Raw genomic sequence first — 22366 nt, forward strand, 5'->3', positions numbered from 1 at the left:
GCCCATGAGACTCTTCCGACAGGTGATCAAGAACAAAACCCCCCATACTGGCAGAGAGTGACCATCGGGCACGCTGGGACGGAGGTTCCATGGCCGTCATCTCCCGTGGTTTCCACGGGCGCCGCTCGGAGCGACGCGATCTGCCGCCGGGCCAGTACGAGGTCCATGACTTCCCGGTGCTGTCGGCGGGGCCGACACCCCGCGTGACCAGGGAGGACTGGGAGTTCACCATCACGACCGCGGCGGGTGCCAGGCATCGCTGGTCGTGGGACGAACTTCTCGCGCTGCCCAGCGAGACACCGACCGTCGACCTCCACTGCGTGACCAAGTGGTCCAAGTTCGGAACGCGGTGGCAGGGGGTCTCGCTCGACACGCTGTTCGAGGACGTCGAGGACGACAGCGAGTACGCCATGGCCCAGAGCTACGGCGGGTACACCACCGATCTCCCGCTGGAGGACCTGCTCGACGGCAAGGCGTGGATCGCGTACAGCTACGACAACGGCGATCTCCCCGCCGAGCACGGCGGCCCCGCCCGGCTGCTGGTCCCGCACCTGTACTTGTGGAAGTCGGCGAAGTGGGTGAACGGGATCCGGCTCATGGACCACGACGAGCCGGGCTTCTGGGAAGGACTCGGCTATCACGAGTACGGGGACCCGTGGCGGGAGCAGCGGTATCAAGGCGACTAGGGCCGGCCGCAGGCTGCGCTGGCAGACGACGACAGTGGTGGGTGTCCGGGACGAGACGGCGACCGCGCGGACGCTCGTACTCGACGCGCCCGAGTGGCCGGGGCACGCCGCGGGGCAGCATGTGGACGTACGGCTGACCGCCGAGGACGGCTACAGCACCCAGCGGAGCTACTCGCTGGCGTCGTCGGGCGACGGCACCCTCATCGAACTCACGGTGCAGCGGATCGCCGACGGGGAGGTGTCCCCGTACCTGGTGGACGTCATGGAGGCCGGCGACCGGATGGAGCTGCGCGGGCCGGTGGGGGGCTGGTTCGTCTGGGACCCGCGGGATCCGTCGCCGGTCCTGCTCGTCGGCGGCGGCTCGGGCATCGTCCCCCTGATGTCCATGATCCGCACCCGGGCCGGTCTGGGCAGCCGGGTGCCTTTCCGGCTGCTCTACTCGGTCCGTACGCCCGACGACCGCTACTACGTCCCGGAGCTGGGCCCGCGCGGCACCGGCCGGGCGGGCCTGGACATCACGTACCTGTACACCCGCTCGGCGCCCGAGGGGTCGCCACGGCCACCGGGACGGCTGACCGCGGCGGAGGTGACCGCCTTCGGCTGGCCCGCGGAGTTCGCGCCGATGTGTTTCCTGTGCGGTCCGACCGGCTTCGTCGAGCAGGCGGCCGCGTTCCTCGTGGCGCAGGGCCACGATCCGAGCCGGATCAGGACCGAGCGTTTCGGTCCAGTCGGAGGTTGACATGCACCCCAGCGACAGCGGCGGGACAGACCCGGCCGGTACGACGGGTACGACCGGTTCGACGGCGGCGACCGGGAGTGAGCCGTATCAGGACGGCAATGTGCTGGCGGGCTCCCTCGGTGAGATCTTCGCGACGGACCTGACGTCGGCGAGCGGCACCTGCGCGGGCTGCGGGCTGACCGGTCCGGTCGCGGAGCTGCGCGTCTACTCGCACGCCCCGGGCCTGGTCGCCCGCTGCCCGCGCTGCGACGCGGTGATCATGCGGCTCGTACGGACGCCGGCGGCCGCCTGGCTCGATCTGAGCGGCGCGACCTCGCTACGGATCCCGCTGCCGGCGGTCTGAGCCGGTGGCGGGCGGGCGTCAGCGTTCGTACACGCCGGTCAGCCGTCCTCGGCCGAGGACGGGTCCGGTGATGGCGGGCAGGAGGGCGCGGGGCCGTGCCCTCTCCACCGGCGCAGTGCCGGGTCCGCTGTCCACGGGGGTGGAGAGGGCGAACAACTGGAAGGTGTAGTGGTGCGGCCCGTGGCCCTTGATGGGCGCGGGACCGTGGTAGCCACGTCCGATGGTGGAGCGGAGCACCCGCACTCCGGGGGCTGGTTGCCGCGCGTCGAGGGCGCCGGGGTCGAGGTGTCCGGCTGCCGGGTCGATCAGGGCGAGGCAGTGCACGGCGGGCTTGGTCAGGGGGACGTCGATGTCCTCGACGACCAGGAGGAGTTGGGCGGTGCCGGGTGGCGGCGGGGTCCAGGCCAGGTGGGGGGACCGGTCGTCGCCGCCGATGGTCTTCGCGCAGTGCTCCAGCGGTATGACATCGCCGGGGCCGAAGTTCGGGCTCGTGAGGTCCAGCAGCTCGGGGCCTCGCAGGTTGGGCAGGTTCCAGGCCGTGTGGGTCTCGCCTGCCTTGCGGTTCTTCAGGAGTCGGCCGAGGAGGGTCATCGTGTCGCCTCGACCATGTCGATGACCTCGGCGCCGGTGGCGGTCTCGCCGAGCTTGGGGAAGACGCGCTCGACGCTGTGCCGGTGGGCGTCGGTATCGGGGTCGGTCATGGCGTCGGTGGCGAGGACGACGTGGTAGCCGTAGTCGGAGGCCGAGCGGGCGGTCGACTCGACGCCCGCGCTGGTCGAGATGCCGGCGAGCACGATCTGGGTGACGCCCAGATCCCGTAGGAGGGTGTCGAGGCCGGTGTCGTGGAACGCGCTGCGCCGCCGCTTGGTGATCAGGTGGTCGGTCGGCCGGACGTCGAGTTCGTCGATGAGGTCGGCCCAGCCGGCCGGCGGTACGGCGTTGCTGCCGGACCGTCCGGCCTCGGTACGCCCCGGCGCGCGTCCGGTGACGTTCACCAGGACCACGGGCAGGCCGTGCCGGCGGAATTCGGCGGTCAGGTGGGTCGCCTGTTTGACGGCGGCGACGACCGGATCGTCGGTGTGGGCCGAGACGATGCCCTTCTGCAGGTCGATCACGACGAGCGCGGCCGTGGGGTCGATCGTTGTCAGTGTCACGGTGGTTGTTTCTCCTGTGGGTGTCCGCTGGTTGCCGGGGTCGGGCGGTGGGGTGGTCTCAGCCGCCTGGTCCACCTGTCCGGTCGCGCGAGGGGGTCACCGCCGGCCGGTCTCCCGGGGTTCTGGGGCCTTGGCGGCGCCGATGCCGGCGCCGCGCAGGGCGGAGGCGATCGCGGCGAGGAAGGCGAGGGCGGCGCCGAAGGCGAAGACCAGGAGCAGGCCGGAGTGGAAGGGGCCGGAGATCAGGGACGGGAAGAACTCGCGTCCCGTCAGGGTCTGTTGCTGCGCCGCTGTCAGGTGAGTCAGGGTGCCGCTGGGCTGGAGGAGGTGCTCGACCGGGTTGACACCCAGTTGGGCGGCGAAGAGGGACGAAACCGGGGGCAGGTCGCCGACCTGGGTGGCGATGTGGGCCGGTACGCCCTGCTCTTCCAGTCCGCTGGTGAGGGTGTGCGGGAGGCTGCTGGCCAGTCCGGCGATCATGAGGGAGAAGAACACACCGATGGAGATGGCGGTGCCGGAGTTCTGGAAGGTGGCGCGCATGCCGGAGGCGACGCCACGCGACTGCGCCGGCACGCTGCCCATGATCGAGGAGGAGTTGGGGGAAGCGAACATGCCGCTGGCGATCCCGTTGAGCGCGATCAGCAGAGCGAAGATCCAGTAACTGAAGTTGATCGGCAGGAGCATCAGGCCCAGGAAGCTGGCGCCGAACAGCACCGCACCGCCGGTGGCCAGGCCCCGGGAGCCCAGCCGGTCGGACAGGTAGCCGGAGACGGGGCCCGCGGCGAGGAATCCGGCGGTCAGCGGCAGCATGAAGATGCCGGCCCAGAGCGGGGTGTCGCTGAAGTTGTAGCCGTGCAGCGGAAGCCAGATGCCCTGAAGCCAGATGATCAGCACGAACTGCATGCCGCCGCGGCCGATCGAGATGGCCAGGCCGGCCAGGTTGCCGAAGGTGAAGGCCCGGCGGCGGAAGAGAGACAGTTGGATCATTGGCGCTGAGACGCGGTTCTCGATCGCGACGAACGCCGCCAGCAGGACCAGTCCGCCGACGATCAGCGCGCCGACCAGCGGATTGGTCCAGCCCATGGTGTGCCCGCCGTACGGCTGGAGGCCGAAGGTGACCGCGACCAGGACCGCGCTGAGGCCCACGGCGAAGGTGATGTTGCCCCACCAGTCGATCCGGCCGCCGCCGCGCTTTCCGGTCTCGCGCAGGGTGCGGTAGGCCCACAGCGTGAAGAACACGCCGACGGGCACGTTCACCCAGAACACCGCCCGCCAGTCCAGAGCCGACAGCAGGCCCCCGGCGACCAGACCGATGAACATCCCGGCCAGGGCCGCGACCTGATTGATGCCCAGGGCGAAGCCGCGCTGCTCATCGGGAAAGGCGTCGGTCAGGATCGCGGCCGAGTTCGCGGTCAGCATCGAGCCGCCGACGGCCTGCACCACTCGCCACGCGATCAGCCACATCGCGCCGTGGGCGCCGTCGAAGGGGTCGAAGGACAGCAGGATCGAAGCGAAGGTGAAGACCGCGAACCCGGAGTTGTAGATCCGAACCCGGCCGTACATGTCTCCCAGCCGGCCCACCGTGACCACCAGAACGGCCTGGACCAGCCGGTAGCCCATGATCATCCACAGCAGGTAGGCGATGTTGCCCGGAGCCAGCGGATCCAGGTGGATGCCCCGGAAGATCGCCGGCAGGGCGATCAGCACGATGGAGCCGTCCAGGCCGGACATGAAGACGGCGGCGGTCGTATTCGTCAGCGCCGTCCACTTGTACCGCTCACCGGGCGAGCGGCGCGGGGGCCGCGTCCTGGAAGGTTCCGTCATCAGCTTGCTTCTCTCGGCTTGCTTCCTCGTGGTTCCGCCGGCGTCAGATGTTCTGTGCCAGTCGCTCCAGCAGCCGCGCGGCCGAAGCGAGTTGCTCCAGCTCCGCCGGGGTGAACGTGCCGCTGGTCAGGGCCTGGGCGATGAGTTCGGTCCGCGCGTTGCGCTTGTCCTTCAACGCCTGTAGACCGGCGTCGGTCACCGTCAGCACCACACGCCTGCCGTCGTCCGGATCCGCCCGGCGCTCGACCAGCCCACGCCCCCGCAGCGCACCGAGCGTCGCTCCCATGGCCTGCGCGGTGATCTGCACCTCACGGGCGAGCGCCGAGGACGTGGTGGGGCCCGAGCGGTCCAGCCGCGACAGGGCGGTCCGCTCGGGCATCGTGAGCCCGCCGTCGATGGGCACTTGATGCACCCGCCGCACCAGCACGCTGAGACTCGCCAGCAGGGCTGAGGCGACTCCGTCAGGGTCCAGGTCATCGCTCATATACTAAGCCTACTTTATCAACCTGCCTTAGCAAATTCGCTTCAGCGCGCCGCCGAGCGTCGCGCAGGGCTTGTTGAGACGGGGCGGGCACGAGAACCACGAGGGGCGTTGATGTTGAGCCGAAGGCTGACCAGGGATCAGCGGGACCTGCTGAAGCAGCTACGGCGTCACCCGTGGCCGGCCACCCGCTCGTCGTCCTCGCCCTCGCCGTCCTCGTCGGCGAACTCGAACTCCTCCAATTCGTCGGGGGTAAACCAGGCCCGGGACGACTCTGGTACCGCAAGGAGAAGGACCATGACGATCGAGACCGCAACGGATGGGATCCCCCACACAATCGCTCCAACCCGGGCACCGCGGTTGCCTTGCCACAGCCCGAGAGCCACGGAGCCGGGCAGGAGCGCGACGAGGCCGAACAGTGCGAGCGCCCGCGCGCCCAGGATCGCAAGTACCACAGCAGAGATCAGAATGAGGCCGGCGTACAGGGCATAGACCACAACCGCTGCAACGACCGGCGCCGGGGGCCTGTTCAGCTCATTCGAAGGCATCTGGCGGATGCTACCGACGCTGTCCGGGACCGGTCCCGGACAGCGGGTTCACCTCCGCTCGCGCGGAGAGCACCTTCGCAACCTGCAGCCTTTCCAGCCCATTGCCGATTCTTCGCTGCACGGCTGATCGGTGATCGCACCGCACGAAGCAGGGGGTCGGCAGGTTTGTGTGCACGGGAGTTGAGTCCAGGTCGGAAGCGGTGCGGGGGCAGTTCGCAGGCGCCGCTGACGGGCCGACAGAAGGGAGACCCCCGACCGCAGGACATCACCTGAGAGCCTCGACGTCAGTGACGTCCTACCGGCCCTGGGCCCATGGTGCGAGATGCGGCGGCAGCGGCCAACTGGTCCGTGGACGGGCGGTTCCAACGACCGCTACCTGGAGCATCCGCGTCGAGCTTCTCGCTCGCCCGCTCTGCGGTCGCCCGCTCCGAGCCCCCGGGCATGGGCAGTTGGAACTTGCCACAGGGTTACCACCCGGCTCGAACGGAGGCGGTCGCGTGAATCTGTCCTGGGCCCGGATTCGTTCGCGTGTCCCCTGCGCGTCCACTCGGACTTGGTCCGGGCGGGTGAACGGTGGCCTCCGCGTCGGCGCGGCGGCCACCGTGTTCAGGTCCTCGCAGGTAGAAACGATCCTGCCGAGCGCCGTCGGAGTGGGGCGGCTGGGACTCGAACCCAGGACCGACGGATTATGAGTCCGCTGCTCTAACCGGCTGAGCTACCGCCCCTAACGGCGCGTCGCGCACATTTGTGCGCGCCGTCTGCCGCAGCATAGCCGCTCATACGATCTGCTGCCTCGAATGGTCGGCATCACCTGACCATGAGGACTTCGTCGCGCGCCGCGCGGTTCCGGTCCATACGAAAAAGGACCCCGAAGGGTCCTCTTCCCGCTTGCTCCCCCGACTGGACTCGAACCAGTAACCCTCCGGTTAACAGCCGAATGCTCTGCCAATTGAGCTACAGGGGATCGCGCTCCCCCGACTGGACTCGAACCAGTAACCTGCCGGTTAACAGCCGGCTGCTCTGCCAATTGAGCTACAGGGGATTGCTGCGTCTGCACCGAACGTACCTACCCCCGGACGTCCCGGGCGGCGCGCGTTCGCTGCGACACATACATTAGCGCAAGCAGGGGGGTGCTCCGCCAATCGGTATCGTCCGGGTCACGTCGGGTGATGCCGTGCCCCGACGGGGTAGGCGGGGGACTACAGCCCAACGGCCCGACACAGGGAAGGGTGGCAGCCATGCGGTACCGCCTCACGTTCATCGCCGGACTCGCCTTCGGATACGTGCTCGGCACGCGTGCGGGACGCGAGCGCTACGAGAAGATGAAGAAGTCAGCGCAGCAGGTGTCGCAGAATCCGGCGGTGCGCAACGCCGCCGAGTCGGCCGCCCAGACCGGGCGCGAGTTCGCCGGCAAGGCGTACCACTCGGTGAGCGTCAAGGTCGGTGAGCGGGTCGGGGACAAGGTCCCCGCCTCCGTCGCCGAGCGGATGCGTTCGCTTCGGGAGCGTGGTCAGAACGGCCACGACGACTGGGGTACGAGCAACACCTGAGGCGCTTCCCGGCACTCCTGCCGCACCCGCCCGGCACACCTGATGCGTACCGGCAGCGTCCCCGGCCCCGCGCGTGCGGCAGAATCGGGTGTCATGGGAATAGTCGCCGGGTTGGACAGTTCGTCCGGGTTCACACGCATCGTCGTCTGTGACGCGGACACGGGTGCCGTGCTGCGGCAGGGGTACGCGCCACATCCGGTCGAGGCCAAAGCCACCGAGGTCGATCCGCAGGCCTGGCTGCTGTCGCTCGGCGAGGCCGCGTCCGGCGGGCTGCTGGAGGGCGTCCAGGCCATCGGCGTATCGGCGCAGCAGCACGGCATGGTGGCGCTGGACCGGGGGGGCAACCTCGTACGTCCGGCGCTGCTCGGCAACGACAAGCGGGCCCAGGTCGCCGCCGCCGATCTCGTCGACGCGCTCGGCGGCCGGCAGGCGTGGGCCGAGGCCATCGGGTCGGTGCCGCAGTCGGGGCAGGTCGTCGCCAAGCTGCGCTGGATGGCGCGCAACGAGCCGGAGGCCGCCCAGCACACCGCGCTGGTGATGCAGCCGCACGACTGGCTCGTCTGGCAGCTTCTGGGCAGGCCGGCGCGCAGGACGACCGACCGGGGCGCCGCTTCCGGTACGGGGTACTGGTCGGCGCGGACGGGTTCGTACCGTCCCGACCTTGTGGAGCTGGCCCTCGGCCACCAGGCGGCGCTGCCCGAGGTGCTCGGTCCCGCCGAGTCCGCGGGGACCACGCCCGAGGGGTTGCTGATCTCGGCCGGGACCGGCGAGACCATGGCCGCGGCCTTCGGGCTCGGGGTCGGGCCCGGGGACGCCGTGGTGTCGCTCGGGGCCTCGGGTTCCGTGATGGCCGTGCACCAGGAGGCGCTGGCCGATCCGGCGGGGCTGATCACGTCGTTCGCCGACGCCACCGGGATGCACCTGCCGGTGGTCCACACGCTGAACGCCGTACGGGCGCTGCGCGGCACCGCCGAGCTGCTCGGTACGCAGGACCTCGGCGAGCTGTCGGAGCTGGCGCTCAAGTCGACGCCGGGCTCCTCGGGCCTGGTGTTCCTGCCGTATCTGGAGGGCGAGCGGACCCCGCAGCTTCCGCACACCGCCGGCACCCTGACCGGGCTGCGCCGGGAGTCGATGAAGCCGGAGCACCTGGCGCGGGCCGCGTTCGAGGGCATGCTCTGCTCGCTGGCCGACGCGATGGACGTACTGCGCGACCGGGGGGTCGAGGTGCGGCGGGTGTTCCTGCTGGGCGCCGCCGCCGAACTGCCGGCCGTGCAGGCCCTGGCCCCGGCGATCTTCGGCGCGCAGATCGTCGTCCCGCAGCCCGCCGAGTACGCGGCGCTCGGCGCGGCCCGGCAGGCCGCCTGGGCGCTCGGGGTCTCGCAGGGGTCTCTTCCCTCGCACACCCCGCCGTCCTGGGGAGCCGCGGCGGCACAGGTGTTCGAGGCCGGGGAGGACGGGCCGGTGGGGGCGGCGGTGCGGCAGCAGTACGTGGCCACCCGGGAACAGATTCACCCCGGGGCGTTCGCCACGGCTCCGGCGGGAGCAGAAACAGGGGGAGCACCAGAAGTAACGGGCACGCCGGGGGCAGCAGGGGCTTCTTGACCGGTCCTTGGGGTTAATCCCTTGGGAGTCCAGGGGTCGGGTGTCGCAAGATGGGGTCGGACCCCCGAGCTTGCCGACCCGTACCTTCCTGGTGCCTTCCGCCGATTCCGAGAGACTGCGCGTGCTGCTGAAACTTCTGCGAACCCATCTTGCCCCCTATAAAAGACCGATAGTCCTACTGGTGGCGCTGCAACTGCTTCAGACAGTCGCCACTCTGTACCTGCCCACCCTCAACGCGGACATCATCGACAACGGTGTCGTGAAGGGGGACACGGGTTACATCCTGGAATTCGGCGGCATCATGCTGGTCATCAGCGTCGTCCAGGTGGTCTGCAACATGGGGGCCGTGTTCTACGGAGCCCGGACCGCTTCGGCCGTCGGCCGTGATGTCCGGGCCGCGATATTCGGGCGGGTGCAGAGTTTCTCCGCCCGCGAGGTGGGGCAGTTCGGCGCCCCGTCGCTGATCACCCGTACCACCAACGACGTCCAGCAGGTGCAGATGCTGACGCTGATGTCGTTCACGCTGATGGTGTCCGCTCCCATCATGTGCGTCGGCGGCATCATCCTGGCGCTCAGCCAGGACGTCCCGCTCTCCTCGGTGCTGCTGGCCGTGGTGCCGGTGCTCGCGATCTGTGTCGGTCTCATCGTCAGGAAGATGCGCCCGCTGTTCCGGCAGATGCAGAAGAAGCTGGACAGCGTGAACCGCGTGCTGCGCGAGCAGATCACCGGCAACCGCGTGATCAGGGCCTTCGTCAGGGACGACTACGAGAAGGCGCGGTTCGGACAGGCCAACAACGAACTGGCCGCCCTCCAGCTCTCCACGGGCCGGCTGATGTCGCTGATGTTCCCGACCGTGATGACGGTCGTGAACCTGTCGTCCATCGCCGTGGTCTGGTTCGGCGCGCACCGCATCGCGAGCGGCGGTATGGAGATCGGGGCGCTGACCGCGTTCCTCTCGTACCTGATGCAGATCGTGATGGCTGTGATGATGGCCACCTTCATGTTCATGATGGTGCCGCGCGCCGAGGTGTGCGCCGAGCGCATCGAGGAGGTGCTCGGGACCAGGTCCAGCGTCGTACCGCCGAAGGAGCCGGTATTGGAGCTGGGACGGCACGGGCATCTTGAGGTGCGGGGCGCGGAGTTCCGCTTCCCCGGCGCCGAGGAGCCGGTGCTGCGCGAGATCACGCTGACCGCGCGTCCCGGCGAGACGACCGCCGTGATCGGGTCGACGGGCAGCGGGAAGTCGACGCTGCTGAGCCTGATACCCCGGCTGATGGACGCGACCGACGGGCAGGTGCTCGTCGACGGGCAGGACGTACGGGTGCTCGACCCGGCGCTGCTGGCGAAGACCGTGAGCCTGGTGCCGCAGAAGCCGTACCTGTTCTCGGGGACCGTCGCGACGAACCTGCGGTACGGCAACCCCGAAGCGACCGACGACGAGCTGTGGCAGGCGCTGGAGGTGGCCCAGGCCAAGGACTTCGTCTCCGGCCTGGAGGCCGGCCTCAACGCCCCCATCTCCCAGGGCGGCACGAATGTCTCCGGCGGCCAGCGGCAGCGGCTCGCGATCGCGCGGACCCTGGTGCAGCGCCCGGAGATCTACCTGTTCGACGACTCGTTCTCGGCGCTGGACTACGCGACGGACGCGGCGCTGCGGCGCGCGCTGGCGCAGGAGACCGCCGAGGCGACCGTGGTGATCGTCGCCCAGCGGGTCTCGACCATCCGGGACGCCGACCGGATCATCGTCCTCGACGAGGGCCGGGTCGTCGGCAGTGGCCGCCATCACGAGCTGATGGCGGACAACGTGACGTACCGGGAGATAGTGCTCTCCCAGTTGACCGAGGCGGAGGCTGCCTGATGAGCGGTCCGGGCGGACGCATGATGATGGCTGGCGCTCCCAACCAGCGGTCCACGGATTTCAAGGGCTCGGGCAAGCGGCTGCTGCGGCGGCTGGCCGTCGAGAAGACGCTGCTCTCCTGGATGCTGGTGGCCGGCGTACTGAGCGTGGCGCTGGCCGTGGTCGGGCCGAAGGTCCTCGGCAAGGCCACCGACCTGATCTTCGCCGGTGTCATCGGCGACCAGATGCCGCACGGCGCCACCAAGGCGCAGACGATCGAGGCGCTGCGCGCCAAGGGCCAGGGCACCCTGGCCGACCTGCTCTCCGGGGTGAACTTCACCCCCGGCGACGGCATCGACTTCGGCCAGGTGGGCAACGTCCTGCTGGTGGCCCTGGTGATCTACGTGGGCGCCGGGCTGATGCTGCTGCTGTCGACGCGGATGTCCATCCGGATCATCAACCGTACGGTGATCCGGCTGCGCGCCGAGGTGCAGGGGAAGCTGTCCCGGCTGCCGCTGTCGTACTTCGACAAGCAGCCGCGCGGCGAGGTGCTCAGCCGAGCGACGAACGACGTCGACAACATCGCGCAGACCATGCAGCAGACCATGGGCCAGCTCGTGAACTCGGTCCTGACGATCGTCGGCGTGCTGGTGATGATGTTCTGGATCTCGTGGCTGCTCGCGCTGGTCGCGCTGGTGACCGTGCCGCTGTCGGTCTTCGTCGCCGCCAAGGTCGGCAAGCGGTCGCAGCCGCAGTTCGTGCAGCAGTGGAAGGTCACCGGCAAGCTCAACGCCCATATCGAGGAGATGTACACCGGGCACGCGCTGGTGAAGGTCTTCGGGCGGCAGGACGAGTCGGCGGAGGCGTTCAGGGAGCAGAACGACCAGCTCTACGAGGCCGTGTTCAAGGCGCAGTTCAACAGCGGGATCATGCAGCCGCTGATGGCCTTCGTCTCCAACATCAACTACGTGCTGATCGCGGTCGTCGGCGGGCTGCGGGTCGCTTCGGGCGCGCTGTCCATCGGTGACGTGCAGGCCTTCGTGCAGTACTCGCGGCAGTTCTCGACTCCGCTGACGCAGGTCGCCTCGATGGCGAACCTGATCCAGTCGGGTGTCGCCTCGGCCGAGCGGATCTTCGAGCTGCTCGACTCCGAGGAGCAGGAGGAGGACGGGCCCTCCGTGGAGCGGCTGCACGAGGCCCAGGGGCGCGTGGAGCTGGAGAAGGTGGCGTTCCGCTACGCCCCGGAGAAGCCGCTGATCGAGAATCTGTCGATCTCGGTGGACCCGGGGCAGACGGTCGCGATCGTCGGCCCGACCGGGGCGGGCAAGACCACCCTGGTCAATCTGCTGATGCGGTTCTACGAGGTGACGAGCGGCCGGATAGTCCTGGACGGCATGGACATCGCGAAGATGTCGCGTGAGGAGCTGCGGTCCGGGATAGGCATGGTCCTCCAGGACACCTGGCTGTTCGGCGGCAGCATCGCCGACAACATCGCGTACGGCGCCGCGCGCGATGTCAGCCGGGAGGAGATCGAGGAGGCGGCGCGGGCCGCGCACGCCGACCGGTTCATCCGTACGCTGCCCGACGGTTACGACACGGTGATCGACGACGACGGGGCCGGCGTCAGCGCCGGCGAGAAGCAACTCATAACCATCGCACGGGCGTTCCTGTCCGACCCGGTGATCCTGGTGCTCGACGAGGCGACCAGCTCCGTGGACACCCGTACGGAGGTGCTCATCCAGAAGGCAATGGCGCGCCTCGCCCACGGCCGTACGAGCTTTGTGATCGCTCACCGGCTCTCCACCATCCGGGACGCCGATGTGATCCTCGTGATGGAGGACGGGTCGATCGTCGAACAGGGCACGCACGACGAGCTGTTGGCGGCGCAGGGCGCGTACGCGCGGCTGTACGCGGCGCAGTTCGCGCAGGCGGTCGCCGAGGTCGACTGAGCAGGGGGCGGGGTCGGTTCGTCCCGGCGCCGCGCTCCTGCCGTCACGTCGGCGGGGGCGCGGCGCCGTTGTCCGTTCAGTCGAGGTAGCCGCGTAGTTGGTCCGCGAAGGTGTGGTCGCGCAGCTTGCTGAGCGTCTTGGACTCGATCTGGCGGATACGTTCGCGGGTCACCCCGAAGATCCCGCCGATCTCCTCCAGCGTGCGCGGCCGGCCGTCGGCGAGCCCGTACCGGAGCTGGACGACCTTGCGTTCACGCTCGCCGAGGGTGGAGAGCACCGCGTCCAGGTGCTCGCGCAGCAGCAGGAACGCCGCCGACTCGACGGGGGAAGCGGCGTCGCCGTCCTCGATCAGGTCGCCGAGCGCGACATCGTCCTCCTCGCCCACCGGGAGGTGCAGCGAGATCGGTTCCTGGGCGAGCCGCAGGACTTCGCCGACCCGTGCGGGGGTCAGGTCCACCAGGGCGGCGACCTCCTCGTGGGTCGGCTCGAAGCCGCGTTCCTGGAGCAGCCCGCGCTGCACCCGGATGACTCGGTTGATCAACTCGACGACATGGACGGGGACCCGGATCGTACGGGCCTGGTCCGCCAGCGCCCTGGACATCGCCTGCCGGATCCACCAGGTGGCGTACGTCGAGAACTTGTAGCCGCGCGCGTAGTCGAACTTCTCAACTGCCCTGATCAGGCCGAGGTTTCCCTCCTGGACCAGATCCAGCATGGTCAGTCCGCGCCCGATGTAGCGCTTGGCGACGGAGACGACGAGCCGCAGATTCGCCTCGATCAGACGGCGCTTGGCCACCCGGCCGAGAACCACCAGCCGGTCGAGATCGTGGGCGAGCCGGGAGTCGAGATCGGGGGTGGTGCCGAGCTTCTCCTCGGCGAAGAGTCCGGCCTCGACCCGGCGGGCCAGGTCGACCTCCTCGACGGCGGTGAGCAGTGGGATACGGCCGATCTCCCGGAGGTACTGGCGGAAGAGGTCGGACGAGGGGCCGCCGGTGTCCGCGCGGGCGGAGCGGCGCTCGGAGGGGCTGGGCGCCACTGGCATCTCGGTCTCGGTCAGAGGCGGGAGCTGTGTCAGGGGTTCGTTCAGCGGTGCGTTCAGGGATTCGTTCAGGGGCTCGGTCAGGGTCAGAGTCTGGGTCTGCGTCTGCACGGGGGCGACCTCCTGGGTGATCGCTGCACGACGAGCGGATCCGCGGGGGTGAGAAGGCCCACCTCGGGTGAACCGGCCATGCTCCGAGGACTCAGGCACCACAATCAGTGTGGGGTACGACACATCTCCCCCACGAGGGGTGTGCGTCCACTTTCTGAGACCTGTATGTGAGCGGGCCGTGACTCGCTGCCTGGCGCCGGATCCGGCGGGCCGGGCGGGTTGGTCTGGTTGGGCCGTGTCCGGCTAGAGCGCGGCGGCGCCGTGGTTGCGCAGCGACTGGCTGTACTGCTGGAGCACCCACAACTCGTTCTGCACGGCGGTGAACTGCCCGGGGTCGGTGCCGCCGCTGAGCCGGGTCAGTGTGCCCGTCACATCGTGGATACGGCGCTCCACGGCGCGCAGCCGCACCTGGACGAGCTGCTGGCCCGCGTACATCTCGTCGATGGCCTTGCCCCGGAAGACCTCGACGGCCAGTTCGGTGACCAGATTGCGCACCGTGTCGTTCGGTACGGTCTCCAGCACCAGCGTCAGGTATCCGCGCCCGTCGCTCACGCCCTGCTCGGCGCCGCCCGCGTCCTCGATGCACTGGCGCACCGTGGCGTACGGCGGTGCCGTGAACTCGTCGGCGCCGTAGGCGTCGAAGGCCGGGGAGACCAGTTCGGGCCGCTGGAGGGCGAGTTTGAGCAGCTCGCGCTCGGTGCGGTGGGCGGGGCTGCGGAGGTGCAGCGCGGGGCCCGAGGGCCCCGCGGGCGCCTGGTTCTCGTACGGTCGGCCCTCGCCGCGCTGGTCGCGGCGCTCGGGCGCGGCAGGGCCCTTGCCGCCCCTGTCACGCGCCCAGCGCGCCACCTGGGAGACCCGCTTGACCACGAACTGGGTGTCGAGGATGCCGAGGATGCCTGCGAGCTGGACGGCGACCTCGTGCTGCGAGGCGCCGTTCTTGATACGGGCGACGATCGGCGCCGCCTCGTCGAGCGCGGCCGCCCGCCCGGCCGGCGTCTCCAGGTCGTACCGCGAGACGATCTGCCGGATCGCGAACTCGAAGAGCGGCGTGCGTGGTTCGACCAGGTCGAGGACCGCGTCGTCGCCCTTGGCGAGGCGCAGTTCGCACGGGTCCATGTTGTCGGGGGCGATGGCGATGTAGGTCTCGGCCGCGAACTTCTGGTCGTCCTCGAAGGCGCGCAGCGCGGCCTTCTGGCCCGCCGCGTCTCCGTCGAAGGTGAAGATCACCCGCGCGCTGCCGTTGTCCATCAGCAGCCTGCGCAGGATCTTGATGTGGTCGGTGCCGAAGGCGGTGCCGCAGGTGGCGATGGCGGTGGTGACGCCGGCCAGGTGGCAGGCCATCACATCGGTGTAGCCCTCGACGACCACGGCTCTGCTGGACTTGGCGATGTCCTTCTTGGCCAGGTCGACGCCGTACAGCACCTGCGACTTCTTGTAGATCGGGGTCTCGGGCGTGTTCAGGTACTTGGGGCCGTTGTCGTCGTCGCGCAGTTTGCGCGCGCCGAAGCCGACGACCTCGCCCGAGATGTCGCGGATCGGCCACATCAGCCGCCCCCGGAAGCGGTCGATCGGACCGCGCCGGCCGTCCTGGGAGAGGCCGGAGAGCACCAGTTCCTTGTCGGAGAAGCCCTTGCCGCGCAGATAGCTGGTCAGGTGGTCCCAGCCGACCGGGCTGTAGCCGACGCTGAAGTGCTCGGCCGCCGCCTGGTCGAAGCCGCGCTCGGCGAGGAACTTCCGGCCGATCTCGGCCTCGGCGCCGCCGAGCTGTTCGATGTAGAACTCCGCGGCGATCTTGTGCGCCTCGACCAGCCGGGTGCGCTCGCCGCGCTGGCCCGCCGGGTTGTACCCGCCTTCTTCGTACCGGAGGGTGATGCCCGCCTGGGCGGCGAGGCGCTCGACCGTCTCGGAGAACGAGAGATGGTCGATCTTCATCACGAAGGCGATGGTGTCCCCGCCCTCCTGGCAGCCGAAGCAGTGGAAGAGACCCTTGCTCGGACTGACCTGGAAGGAGGGGGACTTCTCGTCGTGGAAGGGGCAGAGCCCCTTCAGATTGCCGCCGCCCGCGCTGCGTAGCTGGAGGTACTCGGACACAACGGCGTCGATCGGGACCGCGTCCCGTACCGCCTTCACGTCGTCATCGTTGATCCTGCCGGCCACGCGGTGAATTCTACGGGGACGGACCCGCGCTCATTCCCGGCCAGGGGTCCCCGATCTTCGCGGGGCCCTCAGGGGGCGAGTGAGCCGAGTGGGGCAGAGGGGTCGGCGAGGGCGTCCAGGTCCTGCTGGGCACCGGAGCGGATGAGGCGCTGGATGTCCTCCGTGACATCCCACACGTTGACGTTCATCCCGGCGAGCACCCTGCGGTCCTTCAGCCAGAAGGCGACAAATTCCCTTTTCCCGGCGTCGCCGCGTACGACCACCTGGTCGTAGGAGCCGGGCGGCGCCCAGCCGGAGTACTCCAGGCCCAGGTCGTACTGGTCGGAGAAGAAGTACGGGATCCGCTCGTAGGCGAGGTCCTGGCCGAGCATCGCGCGGGCCGCGGCGGGGCCGCCGTTGAGGGCGTTGGCCCAGTGCTCGACCCGTACCCGGGCGCCGGGCGCGGCGCCGTGCCGGGCGAACGGGAAGGACGCGACGTCGCCGGCCGCGAAGACGTCCGGGTCGGACGTACGCAGGCTCGCGTCGACGGCGATGCCGCCGCCGTGGGCGCGGTCGGCGATCACCAGGCCCGCGGACTCGGCGAGCGCCGTGCGTGGTGCGGCGCCGATCGCGGCGAGCACGTCGTGGGCGGGGTGTTCCTCGCCGTCGTCCGTACGGGCGGCGAGGACGACGCCGTCCTGGCCGGTGATCTCGGTGAGCCGGGCGCCGAAGTGGAAGCGGACGCCGTGCTCGCGGTGCAGCTCGGTGAAGAGCTGGCCCAGCTCGGGGCCGATGACCTGGTGGAGCGGGGTCTGCTCGGCCTCGACGACGGTGACCTCGGCGCCGTAACTGCGGGCCGCCGCCGCCACTTCCAGGCCGATCCAGCCGGCGCCGGCGATGACGAGGTGGCCGTTGTCGCGGCCCAGCGAGGTCAGTACGCGGCGCAGCCGGTCGGCGTGCGCGAGCCTGCGCAGGTGGTGGACGCCGGCCAGATCCGTACCGGGGATGTCGAGGCGGCGCGGCTCGGCGCCGGTGGCCAGCAGCAGTTTGTCGTAGCGCACGGACGTACCGTCCCCGAGGTGCACACACCGGGTGGCGCGGTCGATCGCCGTGACGGTCTGGCCGAGATGCAGTTCGACCTGCGCCTGGGCGTACCAGGCGGGTTCGTGGACGAAGACGCTGTCGCGCTCCTCCTTGCCCGTCAAATAGCCCTTGGAGAGGGGTGGCCGTTCGTACGGATGGTCGCGCTCGTCGCCGATCAGGATCACCCGCCCGGTGAACCCTTCAGCTCGCAGCGTTTCCGCGGCCTTCGCCCCGGCCAGTCCACCGCCGACGATGACAAATGTCCGATGTGCGTCGACCACTTGATGCCTCCTCTTTACTCAGCCGCCATCTGCGAGCGTCCCGCACGGAGCGTGATGGCGAAAGAGGGGAAGCTCCATGGGCGTGTTTCAAGGCTGTGATCTGGCTGCTTTCGTACCGCTGATCCCATAAGGCGCGTGTCAGGATCGGCGGGAACCGAGAGGGGTCCGGGGTGTCTTCCGGGCGCCGGCGAGGTCTGGACCAATTCTGGACGGGTCTTCGCCGATGGGGCGTCAGGTGCGGCCGACTGGTCCTGTGTCCGGGTCCGGTGTCCGGTGGGGGGTGGCGCCCGTTCCGGTCAGGGCGCCGTGCAGGGACCGGGCCGCCGCGTCCGTGAACGAGGCGATCTGGTCGACGATGACACGTTTGCGCGCGCGGTCGTCAGGAGCCGTGTCGAAAAGCGCGCTGAACTGCGGGTCGAGGCCCTCGGGGGCCCGCGCCGTGAGTGCCTGTGCCAGTTCGGCCAGCACGACGCGCTGATCGGCGCGGAGCACCTCCTGCTCGGCGCGCTGCATCACATAGCGGTGGGCGACGGCCTTGAGGACGGCGCACTCGTGGCGGGCCTCGCGCGGGACCACCAGCTCGGCCGCGTACCGGGTGAGCGGTCCGGGACCGTACGCCTCGCGCGTGGCGGTCTCGGCGGACAGGCAGAACCGGCCGATGAGCTGGCTGGTGGCGTCCTTCAGCCGCGCCTGGGCCATGGCGGAGCCGTCGTAGCCGTGCGGCCACCAGTCCTGGGCCATCAGGCGGTCGAGCGCGTCTGCAAGCTCCCCGGGATCCGTGTCCTTGGTGACGTAGCGGCCGATCGCCACCGCCCAGATCTCGCGCCGCTCGTCCTCCGACGAGAGGGCGAGCGGGGAGACATGGCCCGCGTGCAGGCCGTCCTCGAAGTCGTGGACGGAGTACGCCACGTCGTCCGACCAGTCCATGACCTGCGCCTCGAAGCAGGTACGGCCGTCCGGCGCGCCCTTCCTGGCCCAGGAGAAGACCGGCAGGTCGTCCTCGTACACCCCGAACTTCGCGGAACCCGGCTGGACCGGGTGCTCGCCGCGCGGCCAGGGATATTTGGTGGCGGCGTCGAGCGCGGCCCGGGTGAGGTTGAGGCCGACGCTGACGACGGCGCCGGTCTCCTCGGATCGTACGAAGCGCTTGGGCTCGATACGGGTCAGCAGCCGGAGCGACTGGGCGTTGCCCTCGAAGCCGCCGCAGTCCTCGGCGAAGGTGTTGAGCGCCTGCTCGCCGTTGTGGCCGAACGGCGGGTGGCCCATGTCGTGCGAGAGGCAGGCGGCCTCCACGAGATCGGGGTCACAGCCGAGGGCCGCGCCCAGCTCGCGGCCGACCTGCGCGCACTCCAGGGAGTGGGTCAGCCGGGTGCGGGGGCTGGCGTCCCACTGCTGGCTGCGCGAGCCGGGGGTCACCACCTGGGTCTTGCCGGCGAGCCTGCGGAGCGCCGAGGAGTGCAGGACACGCGCCCGGTCGCGTTGGAACGCGGTGCGGCCGGGGCGCTTGTACGGCTCGGTGGCCCAGCGCTCGGTGGCGGCTTCGTCGTAGGCGCCCGAGAGGTCGGGTGGGCCGGGCTGGGTGGCTCCGCTGGTTCTGTTGGTTTCGTTGGTTCCGGTGTCGCTTGGTGCCATGCACCGAAGGTAACCGGAAGCGCGGTGGGGACCACGTTGTCAGACCCGTCACTTACTGTGATGGGTGTTCGGACTCCGCAGTGAACCGATCGGGGGTCGCCGCGCGTCATACAGGCGGCATGCGGCCGGCCGGTGTGCGGCCGAGGGAAGGGATGAACGGGGGATTATGCGGTTCTTGGAGTCGTCGGGGTTCTTGCGGTCGCTGCGAAAGCTGAGGCTGCCGAGGTTGCTGACGCCGCCGAAGTGGCTGACGCCGCCGGGATGGCTGAGGCTGCCACGCGGCAGGCGCGGACAGCGGCGCGCCGTGCAGGCCCTGATGCTGGGGTGTGTGCTGGCGCTGGCACCGGCGACCTGGATGCAGGCGGTCGCCGACAGCCGTCTGCGTACGGTCGCCGACGTGCCCGCCGAGAATGTCGCTGTGGTCTTCGGCGCCGGGCTGTGGGACGGCAAGCCGACCCCGTATCTGGCGCACCGGCTCGACGCGGCCGCAGAGTTGTACCGCGCGGGCAAGGTGAAGGTGGTGCTCGTCACCGGCGACAACAGCACAGTGGAGTACGACGAGCCGGACGCGATGCGGACGTATCTGACCGGCCATGGGGTGCCGGACGGACGGATAGTCAGCGACTACGCGGGGTTCGACACCTGGGACTCCTGCGTACGGGCGCGGAAGATATTCGGGGTCCGGCGGGCGGTGCTGGTGACACAGGGATTCCATGTGCGGCGGGCGGTCGCGCTCTGCCGGTCGGCGGGCATCGACGCGTACGGAGTCGGGGTCGACGAGCCGCACGACGTGACCTGGTACTACGGCGGGGCGCGGGAGATGCTCGCGGCGGGGAAGGCGGCGGTCGACGCGGCGCTACGACCGGATCCGCACTTCCTCGGGCCTGTCGAGCCCGGAGTGACCAAGGCGCTCGCCGCCGGCTGACGGCGGGAGCGTGCAGGTGGTGGGACCCGCTGTCACCCCGGACTGACGTGGGTGATCCAGTCCCCGGCGGGGATCGGCCGGCCCCGGGTGCGCAGTTCGTGCGCCACGCGGGGCCCGGCGAAGTAGACCCACGCCGTCACCGGGGCGCCGACCGCCGGCAGGACGTCGCGGGCCTCGCGTTCGTACAGGTTGCGGGGGTCGCCGGACGGGGCCACGTACCCCTCCAGCTCGTCCAGTACGGAGAGCAGCTCGGCGTACTCCCCCGGCGCGGCCCGGACCAGTTCGCCCACGATCGCGCCGGGGGCCGGGACCGCGTACGGGTAGCCGGGCCCGTCGTAGAGCAGCGCCCCCTCCAGCCTGGCCGGTTCTTCGCGCTCGGTCCGGCCGCGCAGGAACAGGTCGTGGTTGGGCTCGCCGGGACGCAGCGTGCCGTAGACGAAGAAGGGCAGAGCCGCCGGCCGCCCCTGGGGATCGGTCATGGCGCGAGCGTCTCCTCCGCGATCCACGCCAGATAGGCCGCGCTGCCCCGTACGACGGGGGTGGCGATGATCTCCGGTGTGTCGTAGTCGTGGGCGGCCAGCAGATGGGCCTCCAGCGCGTCGTACCCGGCGGCGGTTGTCTTGAAGAGGATCTGCCACTCCTCGGCCGTCTCGATCGCGGCCTCCCAGCGGTATACGGAGGTGACGGGGGCGGAGATCTGCGCGCAGGCGGCGAGGCGCGCGTCGATCACGCCACGGGCCAGCGCAGCCGCCTTGTCGGCGCTGTCGGTCGTCGTCAGCACGGTCAGACACTCGGGAAGAGTCGCAGGCGGCACGGGTGGTCTCCTTCTGGGATGCCGTTGTTCGGTACAGCACAGCACCGTACGCACAGGGGCCGCCGCCGGTCATAGGGTTGTCGCCATGACGAGCGACACTCCCGCGCCCGAACTGCTCATCGAGGTCGACGGCCATGCCGCCACCGAGGCCGACCTCGCGCTGCGCGCGCTCAACAGCTACGGGCACTTCACAGCCATGCAGATCAGGGGCGGCCGCGTGCGCGGTCTCGCCCTCCATCTCGCGCGACTCGACTCCGCCAGCCGGGAGTTGTTCGACACGGGGCTGGACGGAGAACGGGTACGCGCGCTCCTGCGGCACGCGCTCGGCGACGTCGGCGACGCCTCGGCGCGGGTCTACGTACACGCGGGCCCGGCGGGCGGGGAGCCGACCCTGATGGTCACCGTACGGCCGCCCGCGATCGAGTCCGGGAAGGCTCAGAGCCTGATGTCCGTGCCGTACGCACGGCCGGTCGCGCACATCAAGCACCTGGGCGGCTTCGGCCAGACGCACTACGGCGCCCTCGCCGAACGCGCGGGCCACGACAGCGCGTTGCTCACCGGGCCCGACGGGGTGGTGCTGGAGGGCGCCATAGCCAACATCGGGTTCTGGGACGGGGATTCGGTCGTCTGGCCGGAGGGTCCCGTCCTGACGGGTATCAGCATGGCGCTGATCGAGCCCCGGCTGGCGGCCGCGGGGCTGCGGTCCGTGCGGCGCCGGATCAACCTCGCCGAACTGCCGGAGTACAGGGCGGCCTTCGTCACGAACTCGCGGGGTGTGGCGCCGGTGCGGCGCATCGACGACGTGGAGTTCTCGGGCGACGAGGCGGTGGCGAGGACCGTGACGGCGGTGTATGAGGCGGTGGAGTGGGACAGCCTCTGACGCGGCCGGGGCCGTCGGGGGCCGTCAGCCGGACGGGCGATCAGCGGCTCGGGGCGGCCACGAGAACCCGCCCGGCTCGCGTCCGGCCCTGCGCCTCCTCCCTGCCCGTCCGCCCTCACCCGTTCAGCGCGGACGGCGTAAGGAGCTTCGGCCGACCGTCACAGACGGCTGTGACCTGCGGCGACACCATCTGGCAAGCGCGACACGCCCTCTGGGAGCGGCGAATCTGATCGGCCATCAGCAGGCGTGGGCACCCGGGTGCGCCTTACCTCAGGAGGAGAAGCCACCCCGCTTGCCGCCTCGGAGGACTCCATGCGCACCGCTGCCGCCCGCCTGCTGACCGGTACCGCGCTGGCGGCCGCCACGCTCGGACTGTCGCTCGGAACGACCGTGGCGAGCACCACCAGCGCTTTCGCGGGGGACTTCGGCACGCTGGAGATCTCCCCCTCCTCGGCGGCCCCCGGCGAGACCGTCACCGTGAACACCACCGCCTGCGGCGGCGAGGGTGGCGTCGGTGACGCGAGCGAGGTGGGCGCGGGCGAGTTCGACATGGAGCCGGCCGCGCACAAGGAGGTCGCCGTGGGGAAGTTCACGGTGCCGCCCGGGGCGAAGCCGCGTGCGTACCTCATCGCCGTGGAGTGCGACAACGGCAAGCAGGCACAGGGCCGGCTCCAGGTGAAGGCGGGCAGTGGGGGCGACCACGGTACGGGGCCGATCGGTCATGTGACCGGTCCCGGTCCCAGTGGTCATGTGAA

Annotated in this window: 21 protein-coding genes and 3 tRNA genes; 10 read left to right on the forward strand and 14 right to left on the reverse strand. The window is 70.1% G+C overall.

Annotated features, from left to right (window positions below; all coding sequences use genetic code 11):
- Positions 1 to 89 precede the first annotated feature (89 nt).
- Genes QR77_RS10665 through QR77_RS10675 form a run of 3 tightly spaced genes read left to right on the forward strand, consistent with a single transcriptional unit; the run spans position 90 to position 1768 of the window.
- Positions 90 to 686, forward strand: a complete 597-nt coding sequence (locus QR77_RS10665; protein ID WP_040021215.1) for a sulfite oxidase-like oxidoreductase — start codon at positions 90 to 92, stop codon at positions 684 to 686.
- 37 nt (positions 687 to 723) lie between these two features.
- Complete coding sequence (locus QR77_RS10670) at positions 724 to 1425, forward strand: ferredoxin reductase (protein WP_107068916.1); 702 nt, start codon at positions 724 to 726, stop codon at positions 1423 to 1425.
- A gap of 1 nt (position 1426) precedes the next feature.
- A complete protein-coding gene (locus QR77_RS10675; RefSeq protein ID WP_236710600.1) occupies positions 1427 to 1768 on the forward strand; it encodes a DUF6510 family protein in 342 nt (113 codons plus the stop codon).
- A gap of 18 nt (positions 1769 to 1786) precedes the next feature.
- Here the strand turns inward: QR77_RS10675 and QR77_RS10680 are convergent, their stop codons facing one another.
- From QR77_RS10680 to QR77_RS10715, 8 genes are all read right to left on the reverse strand, one after another.
- On the reverse strand, positions 1787 to 2359 hold the full coding sequence (locus tag QR77_RS10680) for a YbhB/YbcL family Raf kinase inhibitor-like protein (protein WP_040021217.1): 573 nt from the start codon (positions 2357 to 2359) through the stop codon (positions 1787 to 1789).
- Positions 2356 to 2922 carry an isochorismatase family protein gene (locus tag QR77_RS10685; RefSeq protein WP_040021219.1) on the reverse strand — a complete coding sequence of 189 codons (567 nt, stop codon included), beginning with the start codon at positions 2920 to 2922 and terminating at the stop codon, positions 2356 to 2358. The genes QR77_RS10680 and QR77_RS10685 overlap by 4 nt, the downstream gene beginning before the upstream one ends.
- 96 nt (positions 2923 to 3018) lie before the next feature.
- A complete protein-coding gene (locus QR77_RS10690; RefSeq protein ID WP_040021221.1) occupies positions 3019 to 4746 on the reverse strand; it encodes an MFS transporter in 1728 nt (575 codons plus the stop codon).
- A gap of 43 nt (positions 4747 to 4789) precedes the next feature.
- Positions 4790 to 5230 carry a MarR family transcriptional regulator gene (locus QR77_RS10695; RefSeq protein ID WP_040021223.1) on the reverse strand — a complete coding sequence of 147 codons (441 nt, stop codon included), beginning with the start codon at positions 5228 to 5230 and terminating at the stop codon, positions 4790 to 4792.
- 167 nt (positions 5231 to 5397) lie between these two features.
- Entirely contained in the window at positions 5398 to 5775 is a 378-nt protein-coding gene (locus QR77_RS10700; protein WP_150130367.1) for a hypothetical protein, read from the reverse strand.
- 651 nt (positions 5776 to 6426) lie between these two features.
- Positions 6427 to 6500, reverse strand: a tRNA-Ile gene (locus QR77_RS10705).
- A gap of 166 nt (positions 6501 to 6666) precedes the next feature.
- A tRNA-Asn gene (locus tag QR77_RS10710) sits at positions 6667 to 6739 on the reverse strand.
- A gap of 5 nt (positions 6740 to 6744) precedes the next feature.
- A tRNA-Asn gene (locus tag QR77_RS10715) sits at positions 6745 to 6817 on the reverse strand.
- A 196-nt stretch (positions 6818 to 7013) separates the two neighbouring features.
- Here QR77_RS10715 and QR77_RS10720 point away from each other — a divergent pair.
- The 4 genes from QR77_RS10720 (at position 7014) to QR77_RS10735 (ending at position 12710) form a co-directional block, all read left to right on the forward strand.
- Positions 7014 to 7325: a hypothetical protein gene (locus tag QR77_RS10720; RefSeq protein WP_040021227.1), complete on the forward strand. Its 312-nt coding sequence runs from the start codon at positions 7014 to 7016 to the stop codon at positions 7323 to 7325.
- Positions 7326 to 7418: 93 nt separating this feature from the next.
- Complete coding sequence (locus QR77_RS10725; protein WP_078876597.1) at positions 7419 to 8927, forward strand: FGGY family carbohydrate kinase; 1509 nt, start codon at positions 7419 to 7421, stop codon at positions 8925 to 8927.
- Between the two features lie 121 nt (positions 8928 to 9048).
- The gene (locus QR77_RS10730; RefSeq protein WP_040027676.1) at positions 9049 to 10782 is read left to right on the forward strand and encodes an ABC transporter ATP-binding protein; all 1734 of its coding nucleotides are present in this window, start codon (positions 9049 to 9051) and stop codon (positions 10780 to 10782) included.
- Positions 10782 to 12710, forward strand: a complete 1929-nt coding sequence (locus QR77_RS10735; RefSeq protein WP_040021229.1) for an ABC transporter ATP-binding protein — start codon at positions 10782 to 10784, stop codon at positions 12708 to 12710. Before QR77_RS10730 ends, QR77_RS10735 begins: the two co-directional genes overlap by 1 nt.
- Before the next feature lie 76 nt (positions 12711 to 12786).
- Here QR77_RS10735 and QR77_RS10740 read toward each other — a convergent pair whose 3' ends face one another.
- The 4 genes from QR77_RS10740 to QR77_RS10755 form a co-directional block, all read right to left on the reverse strand.
- Positions 12787 to 13881, reverse strand: coding sequence for an RNA polymerase sigma factor (locus tag QR77_RS10740; RefSeq protein WP_040027677.1), 1095 nt, complete (start codon positions 13879 to 13881; stop codon positions 12787 to 12789).
- A 222-nt stretch (positions 13882 to 14103) separates the two neighbouring features.
- Positions 14104 to 16017: a DNA primase gene (gene dnaG, locus QR77_RS10745; RefSeq protein ID WP_040021231.1), complete on the reverse strand. Its 1914-nt coding sequence runs from the start codon at positions 16015 to 16017 to the stop codon at positions 14104 to 14106.
- Positions 16018 to 16085: 68 nt separating this feature from the next.
- Positions 16086 to 17360, reverse strand: coding sequence for an FAD-dependent oxidoreductase (locus QR77_RS10750; RefSeq protein WP_040021233.1), 1275 nt, complete (start codon positions 17358 to 17360; stop codon positions 16086 to 16088).
- A 231-nt stretch (positions 17361 to 17591) separates the two neighbouring features.
- Entirely contained in the window at positions 17592 to 18992 is a 1401-nt protein-coding gene (locus QR77_RS10755) for a deoxyguanosinetriphosphate triphosphohydrolase (RefSeq protein WP_052488664.1), read from the reverse strand.
- A gap of 226 nt (positions 18993 to 19218) precedes the next feature.
- On the opposite strand from QR77_RS10755, the gene QR77_RS10760 reads away from it, so the two are divergent.
- Positions 19219 to 19917 carry an ElyC/SanA/YdcF family protein gene (locus QR77_RS10760; RefSeq protein ID WP_040027680.1) on the forward strand — a complete coding sequence of 233 codons (699 nt, stop codon included), beginning with the start codon at positions 19219 to 19221 and terminating at the stop codon, positions 19915 to 19917.
- Between the two features lie 32 nt (positions 19918 to 19949).
- Here QR77_RS10760 and QR77_RS10765 read toward each other — a convergent pair whose 3' ends face one another.
- Together QR77_RS10765 and cutA are read right to left on the reverse strand one after the other, a co-directional pair.
- Positions 19950 to 20396, reverse strand: a complete 447-nt coding sequence (locus QR77_RS10765) for a gamma-glutamylcyclotransferase family protein (RefSeq protein ID WP_040021235.1) — start codon at positions 20394 to 20396, stop codon at positions 19950 to 19952.
- On the reverse strand, positions 20393 to 20731 hold the full coding sequence (cutA, locus tag QR77_RS10770) for a divalent-cation tolerance protein CutA (RefSeq protein WP_040021237.1): 339 nt from the start codon (positions 20729 to 20731) through the stop codon (positions 20393 to 20395). Before cutA ends, QR77_RS10765 begins: the two co-directional genes overlap by 4 nt.
- Positions 20732 to 20816: 85 nt before the next feature.
- On the opposite strand from cutA, the gene QR77_RS10775 reads away from it, so the two are divergent.
- Complete coding sequence (locus QR77_RS10775) at positions 20817 to 21611, forward strand: aminotransferase class IV (RefSeq protein WP_040021239.1); 795 nt, start codon at positions 20817 to 20819, stop codon at positions 21609 to 21611.
- Between the two features lie 312 nt (positions 21612 to 21923).
- On the forward strand, positions 21924 to 22366 hold a 443-nt coding region (locus tag QR77_RS46570; protein ID WP_052488665.1), incomplete at its 3' end, for a hypothetical protein.

The organism is Streptomyces sp. 150FB (assembly GCF_000818195.1).
Lineage (GTDB): Bacteria > Actinomycetota > Actinomycetes > Streptomycetales > Streptomycetaceae > Streptomyces.

Bases quoted from the DNA above. Each gene is read 5' to 3' on its own strand.
- QR77_RS10665 (WP_040021215.1), top strand. From the start codon at position 90: ATGGCCGTCATCTCCCGTGGTTTCCACGGGCGCCGCTCGGAGCGACGC.
- QR77_RS10675 (WP_236710600.1), top strand. From the start codon at position 1,427: ATGCACCCCAGCGACAGCGGCGGGACAGACCCGGCCGGTACGACGGGT.
- QR77_RS10680 (WP_040021217.1), bottom strand. From the start codon at position 2,359: ATGACCCTCCTCGGCCGACTCCTGAAGAACCGCAAGGCAGGCGAGACC.
- QR77_RS10690 (WP_040021221.1), bottom strand. From the start codon at position 4,746: ATGACGGAACCTTCCAGGACGCGGCCCCCGCGCCGCTCGCCCGGTGAG.
- QR77_RS10695 (WP_040021223.1), bottom strand. From the start codon at position 5,230: ATGAGCGATGACCTGGACCCTGACGGAGTCGCCTCAGCCCTGCTGGCG.
- QR77_RS10700 (WP_150130367.1), bottom strand. From the start codon at position 5,775: ATGCCTTCGAATGAGCTGAACAGGCCCCCGGCGCCGGTCGTTGCAGCG.
- QR77_RS10720 (WP_040021227.1), top strand. From the start codon at position 7,014: ATGCGGTACCGCCTCACGTTCATCGCCGGACTCGCCTTCGGATACGTG.
- QR77_RS10725 (WP_078876597.1), top strand. From the start codon at position 7,419: ATGGGAATAGTCGCCGGGTTGGACAGTTCGTCCGGGTTCACACGCATC.
- QR77_RS10735 (WP_040021229.1), top strand. From the start codon at position 10,782: ATGAGCGGTCCGGGCGGACGCATGATGATGGCTGGCGCTCCCAACCAG.
- QR77_RS10755 (WP_052488664.1), bottom strand. From the start codon at position 18,992: ATGGCACCAAGCGACACCGGAACCAACGAAACCAACAGAACCAGCGGA.
- QR77_RS10765 (WP_040021235.1), bottom strand. From the start codon at position 20,396: ATGACCGATCCCCAGGGGCGGCCGGCGGCTCTGCCCTTCTTCGTCTAC.
- QR77_RS10775 (WP_040021239.1), top strand. From the start codon at position 20,817: ATGACGAGCGACACTCCCGCGCCCGAACTGCTCATCGAGGTCGACGGC.